The sequence below is a fragment of the Thioclava arctica genome, from assembly GCF_040892615.1.
Taxonomy (GTDB): domain Bacteria; phylum Pseudomonadota; class Alphaproteobacteria; order Rhodobacterales; family Rhodobacteraceae; genus Thioclava; species Thioclava arctica.
The window spans coordinates 376,932-395,431 of record NZ_JBFRYC010000002.1 but is presented as its reverse complement, the minus strand read 5'-3'; the positions used below and the strand labels follow the sequence as shown (position 1 = coordinate 395,431).

Annotated in this window: 22 protein-coding genes and 1 other RNA gene; 12 read left to right on the top strand and 11 right to left on the bottom strand. The window is 61.2% G+C overall.

Annotated elements, in window-relative coordinates; all coding sequences use genetic code 11:
* Positions 1-14: 14 nt before the first annotated feature.
* From AB4874_RS04665 to AB4874_RS04655, 3 genes are all read right to left on the bottom strand, one after another.
* Positions 15-413: a MerR family transcriptional regulator gene (locus AB4874_RS04665; protein WP_295532833.1), complete on the bottom strand. Its 399-nt coding sequence runs from the start codon at positions 411-413 to the stop codon at positions 15-17.
* Positions 414-649: 236 nt separating this feature from the next.
* The gene (locus AB4874_RS04660; protein WP_295532832.1) at positions 650-1,018 is read right to left on the bottom strand and encodes a MerR family transcriptional regulator; all 369 of its coding nucleotides are present in this window, start codon (positions 1,016-1,018) and stop codon (positions 650-652) included.
* An 82-nt stretch (positions 1,019-1,100) separates the two neighbouring features.
* Positions 1,101-1,793, bottom strand: coding sequence for a metal-dependent hydrolase (locus AB4874_RS04655; protein WP_295532887.1), 693 nt, complete (start codon positions 1,791-1,793; stop codon positions 1,101-1,103).
* 143 nt (positions 1,794-1,936) lie between these two features.
* Between AB4874_RS04655 and gatC the strand changes: the two genes are divergently transcribed.
* From gatC to AB4874_RS04635, 4 genes are all read left to right on the top strand, one after another.
* Positions 1,937-2,224, top strand: a complete 288-nt coding sequence (gatC, locus tag AB4874_RS04650) for an Asp-tRNA(Asn)/Glu-tRNA(Gln) amidotransferase subunit GatC (protein ID WP_038131791.1) — start codon at positions 1,937-1,939, stop codon at positions 2,222-2,224.
* The gene (gene gatA, locus AB4874_RS04645) at positions 2,221-3,699 is read left to right on the top strand and encodes an Asp-tRNA(Asn)/Glu-tRNA(Gln) amidotransferase subunit GatA (protein WP_368391120.1); all 1,479 of its coding nucleotides are present in this window, start codon (positions 2,221-2,223) and stop codon (positions 3,697-3,699) included. The genes gatC and gatA overlap by 4 nt, the downstream gene beginning before the upstream one ends.
* A gap of 4 nt (positions 3,700-3,703) precedes the next feature.
* The gene (locus tag AB4874_RS04640; RefSeq protein WP_368391119.1) at positions 3,704-4,414 is read left to right on the top strand and encodes a hypothetical protein; all 711 of its coding nucleotides are present in this window, start codon (positions 3,704-3,706) and stop codon (positions 4,412-4,414) included.
* A 62-nt stretch (positions 4,415-4,476) separates the two neighbouring features.
* Positions 4,477-5,097, top strand: coding sequence for an N-acetylmuramoyl-L-alanine amidase (locus tag AB4874_RS04635; RefSeq protein ID WP_497029711.1), 621 nt, complete (start codon positions 4,477-4,479; stop codon positions 5,095-5,097).
* Between the two features lie 81 nt (positions 5,098-5,178).
* Here AB4874_RS04635 and AB4874_RS04630 read toward each other — a convergent pair whose 3' ends face one another.
* Together AB4874_RS04630 and AB4874_RS04625 are read right to left on the bottom strand one after the other, a co-directional pair.
* A complete protein-coding gene (locus AB4874_RS04630) occupies positions 5,179-5,568 on the bottom strand; it encodes a hypothetical protein (protein ID WP_368391118.1) in 390 nt (129 codons plus the stop codon).
* Between the two features lie 320 nt (positions 5,569-5,888).
* Positions 5,889-6,323: a DsrE family protein gene (locus tag AB4874_RS04625; RefSeq protein ID WP_295532827.1), complete on the bottom strand. Its 435-nt coding sequence runs from the start codon at positions 6,321-6,323 to the stop codon at positions 5,889-5,891.
* 184 nt (positions 6,324-6,507) lie between these two features.
* Between AB4874_RS04625 and AB4874_RS04620 the strand changes: the two genes are divergently transcribed.
* From AB4874_RS04620 to AB4874_RS04605, 4 genes are all read left to right on the top strand, one after another.
* Positions 6,508-7,710 (top strand): MFS transporter, encoded by a 1,203-nt coding sequence (locus tag AB4874_RS04620; protein WP_368391117.1) that lies wholly within the window; start codon positions 6,508-6,510, stop codon positions 7,708-7,710.
* 42 nt (positions 7,711-7,752) lie between these two features.
* Positions 7,753-8,177: RNase P RNA component class A (gene rnpB / locus AB4874_RS04615), an RNA gene on the top strand.
* Positions 8,178-8,339: 162 nt separating this feature from the next.
* Entirely contained in the window at positions 8,340-8,723 is a 384-nt protein-coding gene (locus AB4874_RS04610) for a DUF302 domain-containing protein (RefSeq protein WP_368391116.1), read from the top strand.
* 80 nt (positions 8,724-8,803) lie between these two features.
* Entirely contained in the window at positions 8,804-9,514 is a 711-nt protein-coding gene (locus AB4874_RS04605) for a tellurite resistance TerB family protein (protein ID WP_368391115.1), read from the top strand.
* Between the two features lie 60 nt (positions 9,515-9,574).
* Here the strand turns inward: AB4874_RS04605 and AB4874_RS04600 are convergent, their stop codons facing one another.
* The gene (locus AB4874_RS04600; RefSeq protein WP_368391114.1) at positions 9,575-10,636 is read right to left on the bottom strand and encodes a bifunctional transcriptional activator/DNA repair enzyme AdaA; all 1,062 of its coding nucleotides are present in this window, start codon (positions 10,634-10,636) and stop codon (positions 9,575-9,577) included.
* Positions 10,637-10,830: 194 nt separating this feature from the next.
* Between AB4874_RS04600 and rpmG the strand changes: the two genes are divergently transcribed.
* The gene (rpmG, locus tag AB4874_RS04595) at positions 10,831-10,998 is read left to right on the top strand and encodes a 50S ribosomal protein L33 (protein WP_028719409.1); all 168 of its coding nucleotides are present in this window, start codon (positions 10,831-10,833) and stop codon (positions 10,996-10,998) included.
* 82 nt (positions 10,999-11,080) lie between these two features.
* Here rpmG and AB4874_RS04590 read toward each other — a convergent pair whose 3' ends face one another.
* The gene (locus AB4874_RS04590; protein WP_368391113.1) at positions 11,081-12,154 is read right to left on the bottom strand and encodes an AbrB family transcriptional regulator; all 1,074 of its coding nucleotides are present in this window, start codon (positions 12,152-12,154) and stop codon (positions 11,081-11,083) included.
* 459 nt (positions 12,155-12,613) lie between these two features.
* Here AB4874_RS04590 and AB4874_RS04585 point away from each other — a divergent pair, with 459 nt between their 5' ends.
* Positions 12,614-13,126 carry a gluconokinase gene (locus tag AB4874_RS04585; RefSeq protein ID WP_368391112.1) on the top strand — a complete coding sequence of 171 codons (513 nt, stop codon included), beginning with the start codon at positions 12,614-12,616 and terminating at the stop codon, positions 13,124-13,126.
* 66 nt (positions 13,127-13,192) lie between these two features.
* On the opposite strand, the gene ocd is transcribed toward AB4874_RS04585, so the two are convergent.
* Together ocd and rocF are read right to left on the bottom strand one after the other, a co-directional pair.
* The gene (gene ocd / locus AB4874_RS04580; RefSeq protein ID WP_368391111.1) at positions 13,193-14,248 is read right to left on the bottom strand and encodes an ornithine cyclodeaminase; all 1,056 of its coding nucleotides are present in this window, start codon (positions 14,246-14,248) and stop codon (positions 13,193-13,195) included.
* Positions 14,248-15,174, bottom strand: a complete 927-nt coding sequence (rocF, locus tag AB4874_RS04575) for an arginase (protein ID WP_368391110.1) — start codon at positions 15,172-15,174, stop codon at positions 14,248-14,250. Before rocF ends, ocd begins: the two co-directional genes overlap by 1 nt.
* Positions 15,175-15,292: 118 nt before the next feature.
* Here rocF and AB4874_RS04570 point away from each other — a divergent pair, with 118 nt between their 5' ends.
* Entirely contained in the window at positions 15,293-15,724 is a 432-nt protein-coding gene (locus tag AB4874_RS04570) for an Lrp/AsnC family transcriptional regulator (RefSeq protein ID WP_368391109.1), read from the top strand.
* A gap of 70 nt (positions 15,725-15,794) precedes the next feature.
* Entirely contained in the window at positions 15,795-16,427 is a 633-nt protein-coding gene (locus AB4874_RS04565; protein WP_368391108.1) for a DUF3047 domain-containing protein, read from the top strand.
* On the opposite strand, the gene AB4874_RS04560 is transcribed toward AB4874_RS04565, so the two are convergent.
* Both AB4874_RS04560 and AB4874_RS04555 read right to left on the bottom strand, forming a co-directional pair.
* Entirely contained in the window at positions 16,393-17,091 is a 699-nt protein-coding gene (locus tag AB4874_RS04560) for a DUF2161 domain-containing phosphodiesterase (RefSeq protein ID WP_368391107.1), read from the bottom strand. The genes AB4874_RS04565 and AB4874_RS04560 overlap by 35 nt on opposite strands.
* Before the next feature lie 51 nt (positions 17,092-17,142).
* Entirely contained in the window at positions 17,143-18,387 is a 1,245-nt protein-coding gene (locus tag AB4874_RS04555; protein ID WP_368391106.1) for an Hsp70 family protein, read from the bottom strand.
* Between the last annotated feature and the right edge of the window lie 113 nt (positions 18,388-18,500).

Below are 18,500 nucleotides of genomic sequence, written 5' to 3'. Positions count from 1 at the left end.
TCGTCAGTCGCGGATCAGGCCGCGTCGGTGTGGCGCGCCTTATCCAGTTGTTTCTCTGCCCAGCTGATCTGCTCGGCCAGTTCGGAAATGGCTTGCCCCAACTCATCCCGTTGGCGCGACATCTCCGACATTCTTTGCTGCGCGACTTTAATCGTCTCGTGCAGCTGCGTCTTTTGCTGATCGCCCATTTCGTAAAGATCCAGCAGCTGGCGGATATCCTCCAGGCTAAAGCCGAAACGCTTGCCGCGCAGGATCAGTTTCAGCCTTGCGCGATCACGCCGCGTAAACAGCCGTTTCTGACCCTCACGGATTGGGAACAGCAACTCCTTGCTTTCGTAGAACCGCAGGGTGCGCGGCGTTACATTGAACGCGTCACACATCTCGCGGATCGTCAAAACTTCGTCTTCGGTCATGCTCTCAGCCCCGTGTTTCCTTAGCGTAATGCAGGGGCAAATCATACGACTGCCCCTACATTACAAGACTTCTTGACGCGCACGTCACCGTAACGTCGCGTCACGAATTTGGTGACGTAATGTCAGGAACTTTTAACCATTCGGTCAAGAAATATTCTTTCGCCGAATGCGAAACTTATTATTAAGCCCGCTTGAGATTTCTCATGCGTGCTGACGCTAAGGAATGCATTTTGAAGTCAAGAATCAAGGGGGGGCGAGCCCTGATCACGCAATTGTCGGAGATCTTCGATCGCGCTGTCCAGCTCATCGCGTTGCGCGCGGAGAATGCCGAGCTGGCGATCGGCCAATTCGATCCAGACGCGATTTTGTTCCTGCGTGCCCTTTTGATCATAGATTTGCAGCCATTGCCGCGACTCTTCTAGAGAAAAACCAAAGCGGCGGCCGCGCAGGATCAGCGTCATGCGGGCAATCTCACGCGGACCATAAAAGCGCGAGCGGCCTTCCTTTTGTGGGCTTAGAAGCTCGATATACTCGTAATAGCGCAAGGTGCGCGGCGTTACGTCGAAGCGCTCGCACATTTCCTTGAACGTCAGCAAATCGGACATACTGCCCCTCCTCTAGAGCCAAAATCTAGCGCGCCGGGCGGCGGGCTTCAAGCGATCGCTTGCCGCCCGGTCGCGCCTTTGTTTAGATTTCGATCGGTTTGAGGATTTCGGGTTCGATCACGTTTACACCCGCCAGCCCGTCGATCAGCGGCTGGGCCGATTGCTCCAGCAGGCCGAATGTCTTGTAATGGCAGGGGATCACGGTCTTGAAATCAAAGTATTTCTTGGCCGCCCATGCCGCGCGCTCCATGTTCATCGTGTAATGACCACCCGCCGCGAGGATGCCGATATCGGGTTGGTGCAGCTCGCCCATCCATTCCATATCGGCCATGATGTCGGTGTCGCCGCTGACATAGATCGTGTGATCTTCCGCCGCGATCATGAAGCCTGCGGGCTGTCCGGCATAGATCGGATCGCCGCCCTTATAGTCGATCGAGGCCGAATGGGTCGCATTCACCATCGTCACCTTTGCGCCGCCAATATCGACCGTGCCGCCCTTGCCAAAGCCCACAACCTCAGCGCCCTCAGCCCCGAGGATGATCGACAGTTCATGGATGCAATAGATCGGGATGCTCAATTCCTTGGCGATTGGCACCGCATCCGATGCGTGATCGCCATGGCCGTGGGTCAGTAAGATATGGGTCGCGCCTTTGATCGCCTCGCCGCGTTTGTCATCGGGAAAGACGGGCGAGCCGGTCAGGAACGGGTCCAGCAGGATCACCGCGTCGCCCGTCTCGATACGAAAGCCGGAATGGCCAAGCCAGGTCAGTTTCATCATTGGTCCTCCTTTGTGTCTTCCCCAAGTCTAGGGCGTAAATCCGCGCCGGATAGGGGGACGGACGCTCACAATCGGGCGGGGCGCTTGAAAGCGGCTGATGCACGGGCTAAACCGCGATCCAAGAGTAGCGGAGTAACCCAATGTCCATTGATATCGACACCGCGCGCAAGGTGGCGCATCTGGCCCGAATCCGGGTGCCCGAAGACCACCTTCCTGCGCTTGCATCCGAGCTGTCCAACATCCTGACCTTCATGGAGCAGCTCAACGAAGTTGACGTTGAGGGGGTGGAGCCGATGACCTCGGTGACGCCGATGCGCCTGAAGCGGCGCGAAGATGTGGTCACCGATGGCGGCTATCCCGAGAAAATTCTGAAAAACGCGCCCGATGCCCGCGAGGGTTTCTTTGCCGTGCCGAAGGTGGTCGAATGAGCCTGAACAAACTGACCATTTCCACCGCGCGCGATGCGCTGGCCAAGGGCGATCTGACCTCGGTGGAGCTGACCGAGGCCTGTCTGGGCGAGATCGAAGGGGCAGGGGCGCTGAATGCGTTCGTGCACAAAACCCCCGAGATCGCGCTGGAGCAGGCTAAGGCCGCCGATGCGCGGATCAAGTCGGGCGATGCGCCTGCGATGTGCGGCATCCCGCTGGGGATCAAGGACCTGTTCGCGACCAAGGGTGTCGCAACGCAGGCAGCCTCACACATCCTCGAAGGGTTCAAGCCGGAATACGAATCGACCGTGACGCAGAACCTGTGGGATGTGGGCGCGGTGATGTTGGGCAAGCTCAACATGGACGAGTTCGCGATGGGCTCGAGCAACGAATCCGCCTGCTATGGCCCGGTTGTGAACCCGTGGAAGGTCGATGACCGTCAGTTGACGCCGGGCGGCTCTTCGGGTGGCTCGGCGGCGGCTGTGGCGGCGGATCTTTGTCTGGCAGCAACGGGCACCGATACTGGCGGTTCAATCCGCCAGCCTGCGGCCTTCACCGGCATCGTGGGCATCAAGCCGACTTATGGGCGTGTGTCGCGCTGGGGTGTGGTGGCGTTTGCGTCTAGCCTCGATCAGGCCGGGCCGATGACGAAATCGGTGCGCGATGCCGCGATCATGCTGGGCACGATGTGCAGCCATGACCCCAAGGATTCGACCTCGACCGAGATCGCCGTTCCTGATTTCGAAGCGATGTTGACGGGCGATATTCGCGGCAAGAAGATCGGTATCCCCAAAGAATATCGCCTTGAGGGCATGCCCGCCGAGATCGAAAAGCTCTGGGAAAACGGGATCGCGATGCTGAAAGATGCCGGCGCCGAGATTGTCGATATCTCGTTGCCGCACACGAAATACGCGCTGCCCGCCTATTATGTCGTAGCTCCTGCCGAGGCCTCCTCGAACCTCGCGCGCTATGATGGGGTGCGCTATGGCCACCGCGCCAAGCTGGCGGCGGGCGAAGGCATCACCGACATGTATGAAAAAACCCGCGCCGAGGGCTTTGGCGCCGAGGTTCAGCGCCGCGTGATGATCGGCACCTATGTGCTGAGCGCGGGCTTTTACGACGCCTATTACAACCGCGCCCGCAAGGTGCGTGCCCTGATTAAACGCGATTTCGAGCAAGTCTTTGCCCAAGGGATCGACGCGATCCTGACGCCCGCCACGCCCTCGTCGGCCTTTGGTCTGGGCGAGATGGCGGATGCTGATCCGGTCGCGATGTATCTCAATGATGTGTTCACCGTGACCGTGAATCTTGCTGGCCTGCCGGGCATTTCGGTTCCCTGTGGGCTGGATGCCAAGGGCTTGCCGCTGGGGCTGCAATTGATCGGACGTCCGTGGGAAGAAGGGGAACTTTTGAACCACGCCTACGTTTTGGAACAGGCGGCAGGCTTTGCCGCGAAACCGAAAAAATGGTGGTAATATGATGCGTGCTTTGGCTGTTCTTGGTGGCGTTGTGGCCCTTGCGGGCTGTGTGTCCTCAATCCCCGATTCTGGCCCCGAGTCACAGCGCGAGGCGCAGTTGCGCGGTCAGCCGATCGTGCCGCCCACTGCCCAAGGCGTGATGCCGGGCGAGCCGGGCACCAACCCCTCGCCCAATGGCGCGCCCCTCAATGCGACGGGCACGGCGATGCCGGGCACGACCGATGCGCTTTCGGCCCCCTCGATTGATGCGACGGGCACGATTGGGAATAATCCAAGCGTGCCCGCCCCCGCGATGTCGAGGACGGCCGGGGACACGATTGGCGCGGATGCGATGGCGGCGTTGCAACAGACGGCGCCGAGCGGCGATACAATGAACGCGACAAGCGGGTCTAGCACAACGGCGTCAAGCCTGCCTGCCACGCCTGCGCCCGTAGCTGCGCAACCGATCTTGGATAATGATGCGTCTGGGCCAAATCTTGCGGCTTATGCGCTGTCGGTGTCCAACCGTCCGGGCCAGTCGGTCTATAAACGCGGCGGAATTCACCTGACCTCGACGGACAAAGCCTGCGCGAAATATATCTCGGCCGACCAGGCGCAGATTGCGTTTCTGTCGTCGGGCGGGCCGCAGCGCGACAAGCTAAACCTTGATCCCGACGGCGATGGATTTGCCTGTGGCTGGGATCCGACACCGTTTCAGGCCGCCCGCCAGTGATCTGCGCGCTGCCCTCACCCAATTTCGGTGAGCGGCGGGGCGGCGCGCGCCCGGAGCTGGTGGTGATCCATTACACCGCGATGCCCAGTTTTGGCTCGGCGCGCACGCGGCTATGCCTGCCCGAGGCCGAAGTTTCGGCGCATTGGCTGATCGGCAGTGATGGGCAGGCCGAGCAACTGGTGCCCGAAGAGATGCGCGCCTGGCATGCCGGGGCAGGGCAATGGCGCGGCTGTGACGATGTGAATTCCCGCTCGATCGGGATCGAGTTGGACAATCTTGGCGAACGCCCTTTTCCCGAACCACAAATGGCCGCGCTTGAGGGTGTGCTAGGCGCTATCATGGCGCGCTGGGCGATCCCGCCTGAAAATATCATCGGCCATTCCGATATGTCGCCGGGGCGCAAGATCGATCCCGGTTCACGGTTCGATTGGCAGCGTTTGTCGCGTCAGGGCCTGTCGATCTGGCCCGAGCCGCGCAATGCACCTGCGCCCAATGCCGACACGTTTTGCGCCTTGGCGCAAAATTTTGGCTATGGCGATCTGGGGATCGAGACGCTGCTGCCCGCCTTTCGGCTGCGCTTTCGTCCGCGCTATCAGGGGCCGCTTGATGCCACCGACATGGCGCTGGTCGCGGATCTTGCGATGCGCTTTGGCGATGATGGTGGGGCGTGGCGCGCGAGCTAGGCGCCGCCGGGCAGCCATGTCCCAAATGAAAAAGGCCGGAGGTTGACGCCTGCGGCCTTTCGCTGTTGCGTATTAGCCGTCTTAGAACGCGCTGAGAACGGTTGAGGGCAGCGCGCTGTGGGTCGGGTTCAAGATCGAATCCGCCACGCTGTTCAGCGGCACTTTTCCCGTCGCCTGACCGAACGGGAGGGGCACGCCAAGGCGCACCGTGTTCAGCGAGGCGCTTCCACCGCCCAGATCGGCTTTGGTGCGGGCGTATTCCAGCGACGCGATGGAGTTGAATTTGATCAGCGATGCAATCTCATCGCTCACGCCGAGACCAAAGGTCGTTGCCTTGGCGTTGAGCGTGCTGATCTTGGTGCGCGGAACGCCCCCAAACCCCGCCCATTGATCGTTGAACTGATAGGCGCCAGCGACGCCAATCATATCGAGATCAATATGACTGCCGCCCCCCGAAAGACGGGTGCGCATCAGGTTGCCGCCAAGCGTTATCTTGGGCAAATGCGGACATGGGTGAAAAGGCGCAGGCTAGCGATGCGACAGTTACAAATTTGGTCGTGACGACTCTGTCAGTCATCTGAGACGATCCTGCTCGAACGCTCATGCAAGGATGTTTCTGTTCACTGACAGTAAGTTACGCTGCCATGCCCATTGATATCAACGAAGTGTTGAAGAGGCGCTAATAATTGCTAACGCGTTGCTGTGCGCCCATCACTTGGGAATTCTGGTCCGCAAAAAGGGGCGCAGACTGCGCGCGCGCCCCTCTCTTTTGTATTTTCGCGCTTGGTCGCTCAGGGGCGCAAATACGCGTAGCCCTGACCTTGAAGCTCCATCAGATAGACCGCGCCCGAGGGCACGACTTCGGCCTCGTCTACCAGCGGCGGCGCCTTGCCCAGTTTTCGCGTCATTCCCGCAATCGTGTTGGCGCAGGCGCGGAAATGGATCGGCTGATCGGTCATCGCCATTTCCTCGATGCGCGCCTTCACCGGCGACGTGTCCGAGCGCAGCATGTTCAGGCCGGGGCCATAGGTGACGATCTCGACGCTTATCTTCTCACCCTTCTCCTCATAATATTTGATGATATTCGCGGCGTTATTGAGCGCGATATTCATCACTTTCGGGTCGGCTTCATCGACCTGAATGGCGACCTTTTGCTCGGCAAAGACCGGCAAGGCCCATAGTGTCGCCGCGAGCGCAAGCCCGAGGCGGGTTCCTCCCTTAATCATGTGACTCTCCCTTTCACATTCTGAACCTACAGCCTTGGCAAAGCGCTTGCGAATTGCAACAAAAACCGCGCAGGGCGCTCACTCATTCGTGAATGGCCGCGCCGCTTCGCCGCGCCAAGTGGAGCGCTCGTGACGGCGCGCGTCGCGCTTGCCCGATTGCCCAACTGCCCGGAGACCCTTTCGTATGACGTCGTTTCACGCCGCTTCCAGATTACGCCATGTTTTGGGCCTGCCGGGCACGGTATTCGCATTTTTCGTGGTGATGCTGGGCACCACGGTGCCAACCCCGCTTTATCCGCTCTATCGGCAGGGTTTTGGGTTTTCCGAGCCGCTGATCACGGTGATTTTTGCAGTCTATGCGGTGGGGGTGATCGGGGCGCTTTTGGGCATGGGGCGCTGGTCGGATCAGATCGGGCGACGGCCGATGCTGCTGGCAGGGCTGGGCTGTGCGGCGCTGAGCGACGTGATCTTGGCGCAGGCCGACGGGCTGAGTTGGCTGTTGCTGGGGCGGTTGATCTCGGGGATGTCTGCGGGGATTTACACGGGTGCTGCGACGGTGTCGGTGATCGAGCTGATGCCAGAGCGCTGGCGCGCGCATGGCCCGCTGGTGGCCGTTGCGGCCAATCTGGGCGGGTTGGGGCTGGGGCCGCTATTTGCGGCGCTTATCTTGCAAGACGTGTCTGACCCGCTGGTTACGCCCTACCTTAGCCATCTGGGACTGGCCGTGATCGGTGCCGTGCTGATCTTGATCGCGCCGGAAACCGTCAACAAACCCGCGCATCCACGGCTGCAGATGCAGCGTCTCGAAGTGCCGCCCGAGGTCCGTCCGGTCTTTGTGCCCGCAGCCACGGCGGCCTTTGCCGGTTTCATGGTGGCTGGGTTCTTCACGGCCGTGTCGCCCGCGTTTCTAGGCGAGGTTTTGGGGCGTCACAGCGCGATTCTGGTCGGGTTGGATGTGGCCTCTTTTCTGCTGATGGCGGTGCTGGGACAGATGTTGTTGCCGCTCTTTCCGGCGCATCGTCGCTTGCCCATCGGGGTCGGTCTGCTGTTGACGGGGGTGTTGGTCTTGGGCGCCGGGCTTGGGTTGGCGCAACTATCGGTGATTTTCGTTGGGGCGATGATTGCGGGTGTGGGGAACGGGTTGGTGCTGCGTGCCGGGCTGGGCCGGGTCGCGCAAGCCGCGCCCGTTGACGAACGCGCTGCCGTCACCTCGACCTTTTTCACGGTGTCCTATGTTGCGCTGTCACTGCCGGTGGTCGGGGTTGGCATGGCCAGCGCGGTCTTTGGGCTTTACGCCAGCGCGATCGGCTTTGCCGCCGTGGTTGCGCTGTTGTGCCTGATCACGCTGGTCCTGTTGGCACGTGAAACGCGGGCCGCGCGCGCCTAGGCGATTGACCCGCCGCATGTGATTGCCTATCTGCAACGATGCGCGGATGGCCGGATGACCGCGAGTGCCCATAGCTCCGTTTCTGCGGACAGCTGGGTGCTCGAGGAAAGTCCGGACTCCATGAAGTGACGGTGCCGGGTAACGCCCGGGCGGGGCAACCCGACGGAAAGCGCCACAGAAAAGATACCGCCCAATCGGTTCGCCTCGGCGGATCTTGTGGGTAAGGGTGAAACGGTGGGGTAAGAGCCCACCGCGGGGCTGGTAACAGTCCTGGCATGGCAAGCCCCACCGGGAGCAACGCCGAATAGGGATCGTGCGCCGCCCCGGCAACGGGTGACGGCAGGGGAACTTCGCCCCGAGCGATCCGGGTTGGCGGCTGGACCCTGTTGGCAACGACAGGGCGAGAGGAATGGTCATCCAGAGGGGCAACCCTTGGACAGAATCCGGCTTACAGGCCATCCGCGCAAATTTTCATGGCTTTGAGGGACGGGGGTCCCTCGGGGTCTTGGCCGCAGTGGCGCCGCACTGTGCGAAATTGCAATCGCACCTCTGCGCGAGTGGACCTTTCTTTTTCGCGCCAGACCCCAAGCTTAAAAGGTAGACTTATACGACCTTCAGGAGGAGCGAAGATGACTTATACGATCGACAAGACATTGGACGGAGATTTTGACGCCGTTGAGGCGCAGGTGCGCGCGGCTTTGGGCGCGGCGGGGTTTGGCGTGCTGACGGAGATCAATGTTTCGGCCACGATGAAGGCCAAGCTGGATGAAGACATGCCGCGCTACAAGATCCTTGGTGCGTGCAATCCGAAACTGGCCTTTACCGCGATCCAGCACGAGCCCAAAATTGGCGCGATGTTGCCCTGCAACGTGATCCTGCGCGAAGTCGAAGGTGGGGTCGAGGTGTCAGCCGTCGATCCGGTGGTCTCGATGCAGGCGGTGAAAAGTGACGGGCTAGCCGAAGTCGCAACCAAGGTGCGCGCAATGCTCAAGGACGTCATCGCGGCGCTTTGACCTGACATAGCGTTTTTGCTGGCCTTCCGGGGGATCACGCGCAAGACTGGCGTGGATTTAACTCAACTCGGGAGGCTGACATGAGCTTCGTCAAGACATTGGCAACTTTGGCGGTGGGGTTTGCTGCTGCCAAAGGGGCGCAGAAGTTTTCGAAAATGGGTGGCATGCAGGGCATGAAAGACGCCCTCGGAAGTGCCGGTCAACCCGGCGGCGTAGCCGATCAGATCGGCGATATGGCGGAAAAGATGGGCGTCCCCGGCGGCAAGGACAGCGTGCGCGATATGTTCGCCAAATTTGGTGATCAGGCAGCCTCGGCGACGGGAGCGGCTGAGGCGGGGCTTGGGTCGTTGATGGGCGCGCTGACAAGTGCGGCCAAGACGGGCGCAGGCGGTCTGGGCGGCATGCTTAGCGCGGTTACGGGCGGCACGGCGGCAGAACCCGCGATGGAGGATCAGGCGAAACTGATGATCCGCGCGATGATTCAGGCGGCCAAGGCCGACGGGTCTATCGACGATCAGGAACGCACGACCATTCTTGATCACCTTTCGGATGCCTCCGATGAGGAAATCGCCTTCGTGAAATCCGAACTCGACGCCGAGATCGACGTGACGGGCCTCGCCCGTGACACGGCTGAAAGCATGAAAGCGCAGGTCTATTCCGCCGCGCTGATGGCGATTACCGTCGATACCGAGGCCGAAAAGCAATATCTTGCGAATCTGGCGGCAGCGCTTGGCTTGCAGACAGAGAAAGTGGCGATAATCCATCAGACGATGGGCAAGCCGCTGGTCTGATCTGGGCTTGGACATTGGGATGCGGGTCGGGGCCAAGCGCCGTGGTCCGCATCTTGCATTTCAGGGGGTGGCAGACTTGAAGCCGCGCTCGATCTCGATCAGGCGTTGCTTGCGCCACAGCCCGCCACCATAGCCCGTCAGCGACCCATCCGCGCCGATCACCCGATGGCAGGGCACCATCAGCGCGATCTGATTGGCCCCGTTGGCACGCGCGACGGCACGGGTCGCACTGGGGCGATTGATGGCTTGGGCGATCTGGGCGTAGCTGCGGGTTTGTCCTGCGGGAATGGTGCGCAACGCGGCCCAGACGGCGCGGGAGAACTCTGATCCGTGTTGGGCCAGCGGCGTGGCGAACTGCGCGCTGCGGCCCGCGAAATATTCGGTCAGTTCCGCCTCGGCCTGATCCGTGGGGGCAAACCGCCCGATTCCGATTCCGCCGGGCGTGGTTTCGCGCAGCTTTTTCAACTCCGCGGGCAGCGCCTTGCGGTCGAGAAATTCCAAAAGATGCAGATGGGTCGCGCTGCTCAGCGCGATCATGTCGCCCAAGGGCGTGGCGATCCAGCTGGCGCGCAGCGCGGCATCTGCCCGAAAGGCCCCCGGCGCGCATCCCATCAGTCGGGCAAAGGCCGCACGAAAGGCGCTGGGCGAATCAAAGCTGGCCTGATGCTGCGCGGTGATCACCTTGCCGCCCTCGGCCAGCGTCTCAAACCCCTCGCGCAAGCGACGCAGCCGGGCCATGTCCAGAAAAGTCATCCCGAAATGACGCCTGAAAGCCCGCCGCACGGTGGACAGATCATATCCCATCTGCGCGAGATCGCCTTCCCGCCAGCGCCGCGCTGGATCGGCCTCGAGTGCGTCAAGAAGTGTGGCGATGACTGGCTCGGCCTTGGCGGCAGCTTGCATCGGATGGCAGCGTTTACAAGGACGAAACCCGGCCTCAAGGCAGGCCCCGATCGAGTCGTGAAAGGTGCAGTTTTGAGCCAGCGGTTTGCGCGCAGGGCAGGTCAGGCGGCAAAAAATGCCTGTGGTGGCTACACAGACAAAGGCCTGCCCGTCATAACGCGAGTCGCGCTCTAGCAGGGCGCGATACAGGGTGGCGTGATCTGGCAAATCAAATAGCATGACGCCAACATAGCACCCGCTAGCGCGTGGGACTGTCGAAAAACGGGCGTCTATTTTATTTTCTGCGCCAAGCCGCGCGGGAAATCTGGGGTGCGGCCTGGGTTTTGGTGTTGACTCCGCATGGGGTATAGCTAAAAGGCGGGCTTCAAGGATTCCGCGGGCGCGCCGATGTGCCCGGAGCTAGGAGAATTAAAATGGCGAAGCCGACGACGATCAAGATCCGTCTGAACTCGACGGCGGGCACCGGGCACTTCTATGTGACCAAGAAGAATGCCCGCACCATGACGGAAAAAATGGCCGTGAACAAATACGATCCGGTCGTGCGCAAGCATGTTGAATACAAAGAAGGCAAGATCAAATAAGATCGCCGCTTTGGATTGGTTGAAGGGCCGTGCCGTTGGGCGCGGCCTTTTGCTTTTGGCGCGCCTGATTTGGCGGCAAATGTTAGCTCCGTGCCCCGCGTGACAGGTAGCGCGCCATTGCTGGACCCGCGATTAGCACCAGCAGGAATCGCCCGATCTGCATCGCCATCACAAAGGGGATATCCACCTGCGTGCCCGCCGCGATGATTGCCACGGAATCGGCGCCGCCGGGGCTGGTCGCCAGATAGGCGGTCACCGGCTCGATGCCGGCAAAATGAACCAGAAGGGCGGCAAAGCCCGCGCAAAGCGCAATTAGTGTCACGATCATGCCCAGCACCAGCGGCAACACCCGCGCGGCATGGCGCAACACCTCGTGAGAGAACCGCATGCCAATCCCCCAGCCCACGATAGCATAGCTCAGCGCCAGCACGGGCTGGGGCAATGCGATCACGCCCAGACCGCCGAGATTGTAGATCACCCCCGCGATCAGCGGTGTCAGCAACCCGCCACCGGGCACTTTCAAGCGCCAACCGATCAACCCCGCGCCAATCGCCAATGTCAGGGTCTTGGCAATCTCCAGCGCGCTATGGGGCACGACGTTTGGCGCTAAACTCACGGTGTGGCTCGGCGCGATCCCAAAGAGTTTCACCACCACTGTGGCCGCGATCGCGCAGCACGCCACGCGCAGATATTGCATCATCGCGACCAGCCGCATATCGGCGCCGTAGCTTTCCGACATCAGCGTCATTACCGTCGCGGCCCCGGGCGACGATCCCCAGATCGCCGTGCTACCGGGCAGCATGCCGGTGCGCGAAAGCAACCAGCCCAGACTGATCGCGCCCAACACAGTCGACAGGATTCCCGCCGCAAAGATTGGCCAGTCGCGCGCAATTTCAGGAAACAGCTCGGGGGGCAGTTTTGAGGCCATCATCATGCCGACCACGCTTTGCGCGATGATGAAAACAACCCGCGGGATCGCCACGCCAGAGCCCAGCCCGGCCATCGCAATCGCGACGATCATCGGTCCCAAAAGCAGCGCCGCAGACAGATGTGCCTGTCCCAGCAGCAGCGCCATAAGGCTTGAGCCCAAGATCAAGACACCCCAGCGCAGCGGTGCGGGCCATTTCGCGGGGAAGGTCAGCAAAGAGGCAAGCATATTGGTGCCGTCATCTTGTTGTTATGCCTGTCAGATAGCACAATTATGCCTCACGCCAATGGCAGAAAGCTGTCACGCGATATTTGAGGCGAGCACTTTGGAAGCTGGCGCATTGGGCCGTGCTGGGGGGCTAAATTTCCCCTGAGTTCATCAGTTGAAACTGTCGCTGGGGGCAGGCCCCCGCGTCATTTGCGAGCCTTGGCACAGGCGCGACACCGCAAGGCGCGGGCACGCAACTGCGGTTGTGGCGAAATCGGCACGCTTGGCGATTGCGCGACGCATTGTTCCCCCGCTTTCGGTTTTGCGTATTCTTTTGCGTTCTTTCCCATTAGGGAAATCAGCCTATCCTGTTAAAGATAAGATCGGACTAAAAAGCCAAGCAATGACAGAAAATATCGTTAACTCTGGTTGGGCGAAATGGCTGTAAACTCAAGAGATCCTATTGAATCAGTGCTTGTGATGGGCGTGAGTGGCACCGGCAAAAGTACGATTGCCAAAGGTGTCGCGCAGGCCTTGGGCGGGCGGTTTCTTGACGCCGATGACTATCATCTGCCTGCGAATGAAGCGCAAATCGCATCGGGCAAGGCGCTGGATGATGCGATGCAATCGGAGTGGCTTGACCGGGTTTCCTATGAGGTGCTGCGGGTGGGTATGCTCAGTCGGCAACGTGTGATTTTCGCCTGCTCCGCGCTCAAACATGCCTATCGCGACCGCTTGCGCAGTAAGCTCGGCAAGATTCCGATTGTGTATCTGAGCGGTACGCGCGCTTTGATCAAGGCGCGTCTGGCGCAGCGGACAGACTATTTGATACCAGCCACGCTGCTTGACAGTCAGTTGGCCGACCTTGAAGCGCCCAGCGAAGAGGAAGGCGCGCTGATCTGTGATATTGCGCAGCCGCCAGAACAGATCATCGCCGAGATTTGCCGCAGCTTGCAAGACGCCGCGCTTTCGCGAGGGGCTAAGATCGGTTGACTTCGCTTTTGGCAGGCCAAAGGGGGCATGGCAGACCTGCCGCGCCGCCAAGTCCACGAGGGGCGTTCACGCCGCGCGGATAAGCATGCCAAACAGATCGCGCGTGTCATCGGGATCGGCCAGCAGATCAAGCGGCTGGTAAAAATCGCTGCCCGCAATCTGGTCGTGAATGTAGCGCAGGGCGCTGAAATCCTCGATTGCGAAGCCCACAGAGTCAAATAGCGTGATCTGGCGCGCATCGCGCCGCCCCTCTGCCTCGCCGCGCATCACCTGCCACAGCTCGGTCACGGGGTGATCGGCGTCAAGCTGCTGGATCTCGCCCTCGATCCGGGTTTGCGGCGGGTATTCCACGAAAATATCCGAGCGGGTGAGAATGTCGCGATGCAGCTCAGTCTTGCCGGGGCAATCGCCGCCAATCGCGTTGATATGCACGCCCGCGCCGACCATGTTATCGCTCAGGATCGTCGCGCATTGCTTGTCGGCTGTGCAGGTGGTGATGATCTGCGCGCCCTCCACGGCCTGCGCGCCCGATGTGCAGGCCGTCACGTCAAAGCCCTGTGCGCTGAGGTTGCGCATGGCTTTCGCGGTGGCCGTTGGGTCGATGTCATACAGGCGCAAGCGGTTGATGCCGCAGATCGCGCGAAAGGCCAGCGCCTGAAATTCGCATTGCGCGCCATTGCCGATCATCGCCATCACGGTTGCGCCTTTCGGGGCGAGGTATTTCCCCACCAAAGCCGAGGTCGCCGCCGTGCGCAGCGCCGTCAGCACCGTCATTTCCGACAGCAGCAGCGGATAGCCCGTCGCGACCGAGGACAGCACGCCAAAGGCCGTCACCGTCTGATGCCCGGTGCGCCCGTTCTTGGGGTGGCCGTTGACATATTTGAAGCCGTAATTTTCGGCGTCTGCCGTGGGCATCAGCTCAATCACGCCCTCTTGCGAATGGCTCGCCACCCGCGGGGTCTTGTCAAATTCCGGCCAGCGGCGGAAATCCTGCTCGATATATGTGGCCAAGTCGCGCATCACCTGCTCGGGGCCGATGGAGTTCACCAGCCGCATCATGTTGGCGACAGAGACGAAGGGCACAAAGGCGAGCGCCGAGGGGGTAGGGGCCTGCGAGGTCATCAATAGCTCCGGGTCATGCGGTCTAGAACGCGTCGGCCAAACAGGCTGGCGGTGAGGTCGCGGATCAGTTTTGCAGTGCGCCCGCGCTCATCGAGAAACGGGTTCAGCTCGACCAGATCGAGCGAGGTTACGAGGGTGCTGTCACACAGCTCCTCCATGATCAGATGCGCCTCGCGGAAGGTCGCCCCGCCGGGCACGGTTGTGCCCACGGCAGGCGCGATTGCAGGATCGAGAAAATCAACGTCGAAGCTGACATGCAGCAGCCCATTGGCGGCGCGCACACGCGCCAGAAACGCACGCAACGGGGCCAGCACGCCGGTCTCATCGAGCGCGCGCATGTCATGCACTTCAATGCCCGTCGCGGAGATGCGGTCGCGCTCAGCCGGATCGACCGAGCGGATGCCCATCATACAAATATTGGCTGGCTCCACGGCATGTTTGAGCGGCGGATAGGCCTCAAACCCCGGCTGGGCGGTGAAATAGGCGACCGGCGTGCCGTGCAGATTGCCGCTGGTCGTGGTGTCGAGCGTGTGCAGATCAGGATGGGCGTCCAGCCACAGCACGAAAAGCGGGCGGTTCAGGCTGGCCGCATGTGCCGCAATGCCGCTGACCGTTCCTGCCGCCATCGCGTGATCGCCACCCATGAAGACGGGCAGGTCGTGGGTGCGCGCGGCCTCCTGCGCGGTTTGTGCAAGGATCGTGATCCAGGCGCGGGTCTCGGCCAGATCGTGGATCGTGGGGTTGGCATGGGGCAGGGGTGTTTGCGGGCCAATCGCCAGATCGCCCAGATCGGTGACGGTCCAGTCCAGATCAGCCAGCACGCGCGCCAGTCCCGCTGTGCGCAAGGCCGCAGGCCCCATCACGCAGCCCGGCTGCGATGCGCCCGTCTGAATCGGTGCGCCCAAAAGCGAACAGGTCTTTTTCATCATGATCTCCCTAGTTAAGCGCCAAGATGGGGGAATTCTCTTGCGGTTTCGATTGCCAATTTGCGCGAAACGAAGGTATAATTAATCAAATCGAGCAATCATTTGTGCGAAGTGATCAGTGAGCGACCTGCCTAGCACCATCGACCGCGCAATCATCGCCGCCTTGCGTCAAGATTCGCGGATCTCGGTGACCGAACTGGCGCATAAGGCCGGGATCTCGCGCACCACTGCGCGGGTGCGGTTGCAATCACTGATCGAGAGCGGACGAATCCGGCGCTTCACCATTGAGACCGATATCGATGTTGAGGGGCAGGTGCGCGCGATTACGTTGGTGCAGTTGCAAGGGCGCATGTCGCGCACCGTGATCCGCGCGCTGCATCGTATCGCTGATGTTTCGACCGTTTATGCCACCAATGGCAACTGGGATTTGGTGGCCGAAATCCGCACGGATTCCTTGGCCAGTTTTGACCGTGCGCTGCGCGAGATCCGCGAAATTCCCGGGGTGCAGAATAGCGAAAGCTGTCTGCTTCTGGCACCGGTTGTCGGCTAGACGCGCCGTATGAAAGTGATCGCGATGTCGCGTGATGACGTAACCTTTTCCGACACTCAAGGAGATCGCGATGAAACGTATTCTGGCCCTCACGCTGGCAATCATGGTGCCGGGGCTGGCACTGGCGCAGCCTTTCGGGAATTGGAAGGAACAGCGCTTTTCGCTGTTTTCCGGCAATGATTGGCAGCAATCGGCGGATGGTGTATCGGTGGTTTCTGATGGGGCGGTGTCGCTGATCTGGACGGCGCTACCGCCTGCGCAGGGGAATGTGCGCAAGGCGTCATGGCGCTGGTCGGTGGCGCAAAGCGTGCCCGCGACCGATCTGACGCAAAAGGGTGGGGATGACCGCGATCTGTCGCTCTATTTCGTGTTCATGCCCGAAAACGTGGCCGCACAAAACCGCAACGCCTCGATCCGCAAGTTGCTGAGCGTCAAGGAGGCGCGGGTGCTGATGTATGTCTGGGGTGGCGAGCATGCGCGCGGCTCGGTGTTGTCCTCGCCATATTTGGGCGCGCGCGGCAAGACGCTGATCATGCGCAAGGCGGGCACGGGCGATCATCGCGAAAACGTCGATCTGGCGACGGATTATACCAAGGCATTTGGGGGGGCGAAAACGACGCTCGTTGGTCTGGCTGTTTCGGCCGATAGCGATGACACGGACAGCACGCTTAAGGCGTCTCTGGCGGGGTTGCGGCTGCAATGATGTCCAATTCTGCGGCATGCTCAAGCACCGCTGACTGACCATTCGGAGACAGCGCGTAAAGCCCGCGCTCGGGGTGGTCGAACCATCCGTAATGATCGGCGCGCATCAGGGTTGCAGCCCGCGTGACTCCGGTTGCGCGGGCAATCGTCGCGGGTTTCGATATGCCATGCGTGCCCAAATAGGCCGCGCAGCGCAACGCGTCCTGGCGATAGGCGGTCATGCGTTTGGTGCGTGTTGTGCCCGCGACATTCGGATCGCCCACCCGGCGTTCAAACTCGCGCAGCAACCGCGTGGCGGCCTTGCGGTTTTTGCGCGGAGTATGATCGCCGGGATCGAGATGCGCCTCAACCTTGGCGCGGCTCACATCCACCGCCAGCAGCCCCAGCCCCAGCCGTCGACACAGCCGCGCAATATCCTTGTAGCGCAGCTTCCAGCCACGTTCGGACGACACCGGAACGGCAAGATACACGAGGTCGCTATGGGTCTGGCGTTCAATCCCCTGAAAGATCAGCGCCAGCGAGAATGTCGTCTTCAACTCGACCACGAGGGACGGTTCATCGCCACGCCGCGCCATCACATCGCAGGCACCGATTTCCGCTTTCACCTCATAGCCTTGAGCTTCAAGATAGGTCTTGATCGGCGGGTATAGATCGGCCTCGCGCATGTCTCCTCCGGCTGGCTGCGCCCTAGCCATAACGCAAAGACGCGCGCTGATCTATCCGCGCAGGGCGGTCGCGCGTGCCAGCCCATCGACCACGGCGGTAAAGGCATCGGCGCGGTCCTGTGTGGCGAGCGGGAACAGCGCCTGCGCCTCTTGCGAAATCATCCCCATCAGGCTGGAGCCACCCACAAGGATCACCGCGTCAATCTGGCCCGCGTCAACTCCCGCGAGCGAGAGCGTTTCGGCCATCGCCGCGCGCAGATCGGGACGAAACCCCTGCAGCGCCGCGTTCAGAGAGTCCGGCGTGATTGGTGCGTTCAATCGGGGTTCGATAAAGCCCATCGCGATCTCGCTTGCGGTCGCGCCATTGGCCTCGATCTTGCCGCGTTCGACCGCGAACGCCAGCGTGTGGCCCAAATGATCCTCAATCACCTTTTCCAGACGGCGCATTTTGCGCGGATCGCTGGCGTGTTTGACCATATCCTCGACCGCGCGTTCGGTGTCGCGGGTGTAAAGGAACGGGATTTTGGCCCAGGTGGAAAGGTCAACATAGATCGCGTTTGGAACGGGAAGCAGCCCGGTGCCAAAGCTGCGTTTTAGCGTGCCGCCATGCCCCAGATGCGCCATCACATGCGCCATCGACACGGCCTGATCAAAATCGGTGCCGCCAAGGCGAATGCCGTGGCTTGCCAGCACTTCGATGCGCGGGCCGTGGCTGCGAAAGACCGTGAAATCCGAGGTGCCGCCGCCGATATCAACGATCAACCCGATCTCGCCCGCCGCACCGCGACTTTGATAGGCAAGGGCTGCGGCCTCGGGTTCGAACAGGAAATCGACCGTCTCGAACCCAGCTGCCAGATAACAGGCGCGCAGGTCGGTCTCGGCCCGCGCGTCGCGCTCGGGATCGTTGGAGTGGAAATGCACGGGGCGGCCTGACAGCGCGTGGGTGAAGGGCTGTCCGGTCTGCGCCTCGGCGCGCGCTTTGATCTGGCCCAGAAAGGCTGTGATGATCGAGGACAGCGTGCGCCGCTTGCCCCCGATCAGGCGCGTTTCATGCAGCAACGGCAGGCCCAGAACGCTTTTGAGTGCGCGCATATAGCGCCCCTCATCGCCCGCCATCAGCGCCTGTGCCGCGGCCGTGCCGATCAGCATCTCGGCCTCGTCTGCGGGGAAAAACACGGCCGTGGGCAAGGTCAGTGCCTCTGCCTCGATCGGCAGGTGGCGCACGGTGCCATTCTCAAGAATCGCGGCGGCGGAATTGGAGGTCCCAAAGTCGATTGCAAGGGTTGGGGCGGTCATCTGCGGCGGCCTCATCAGGAAAAGCGGAACCTGCGCGGCTACTCAATTTTGCGCAATGCTGCAAGGGAAGAAGCGGATTGGACGCGGATATCGAAAGCCTCTTGCTGATAACT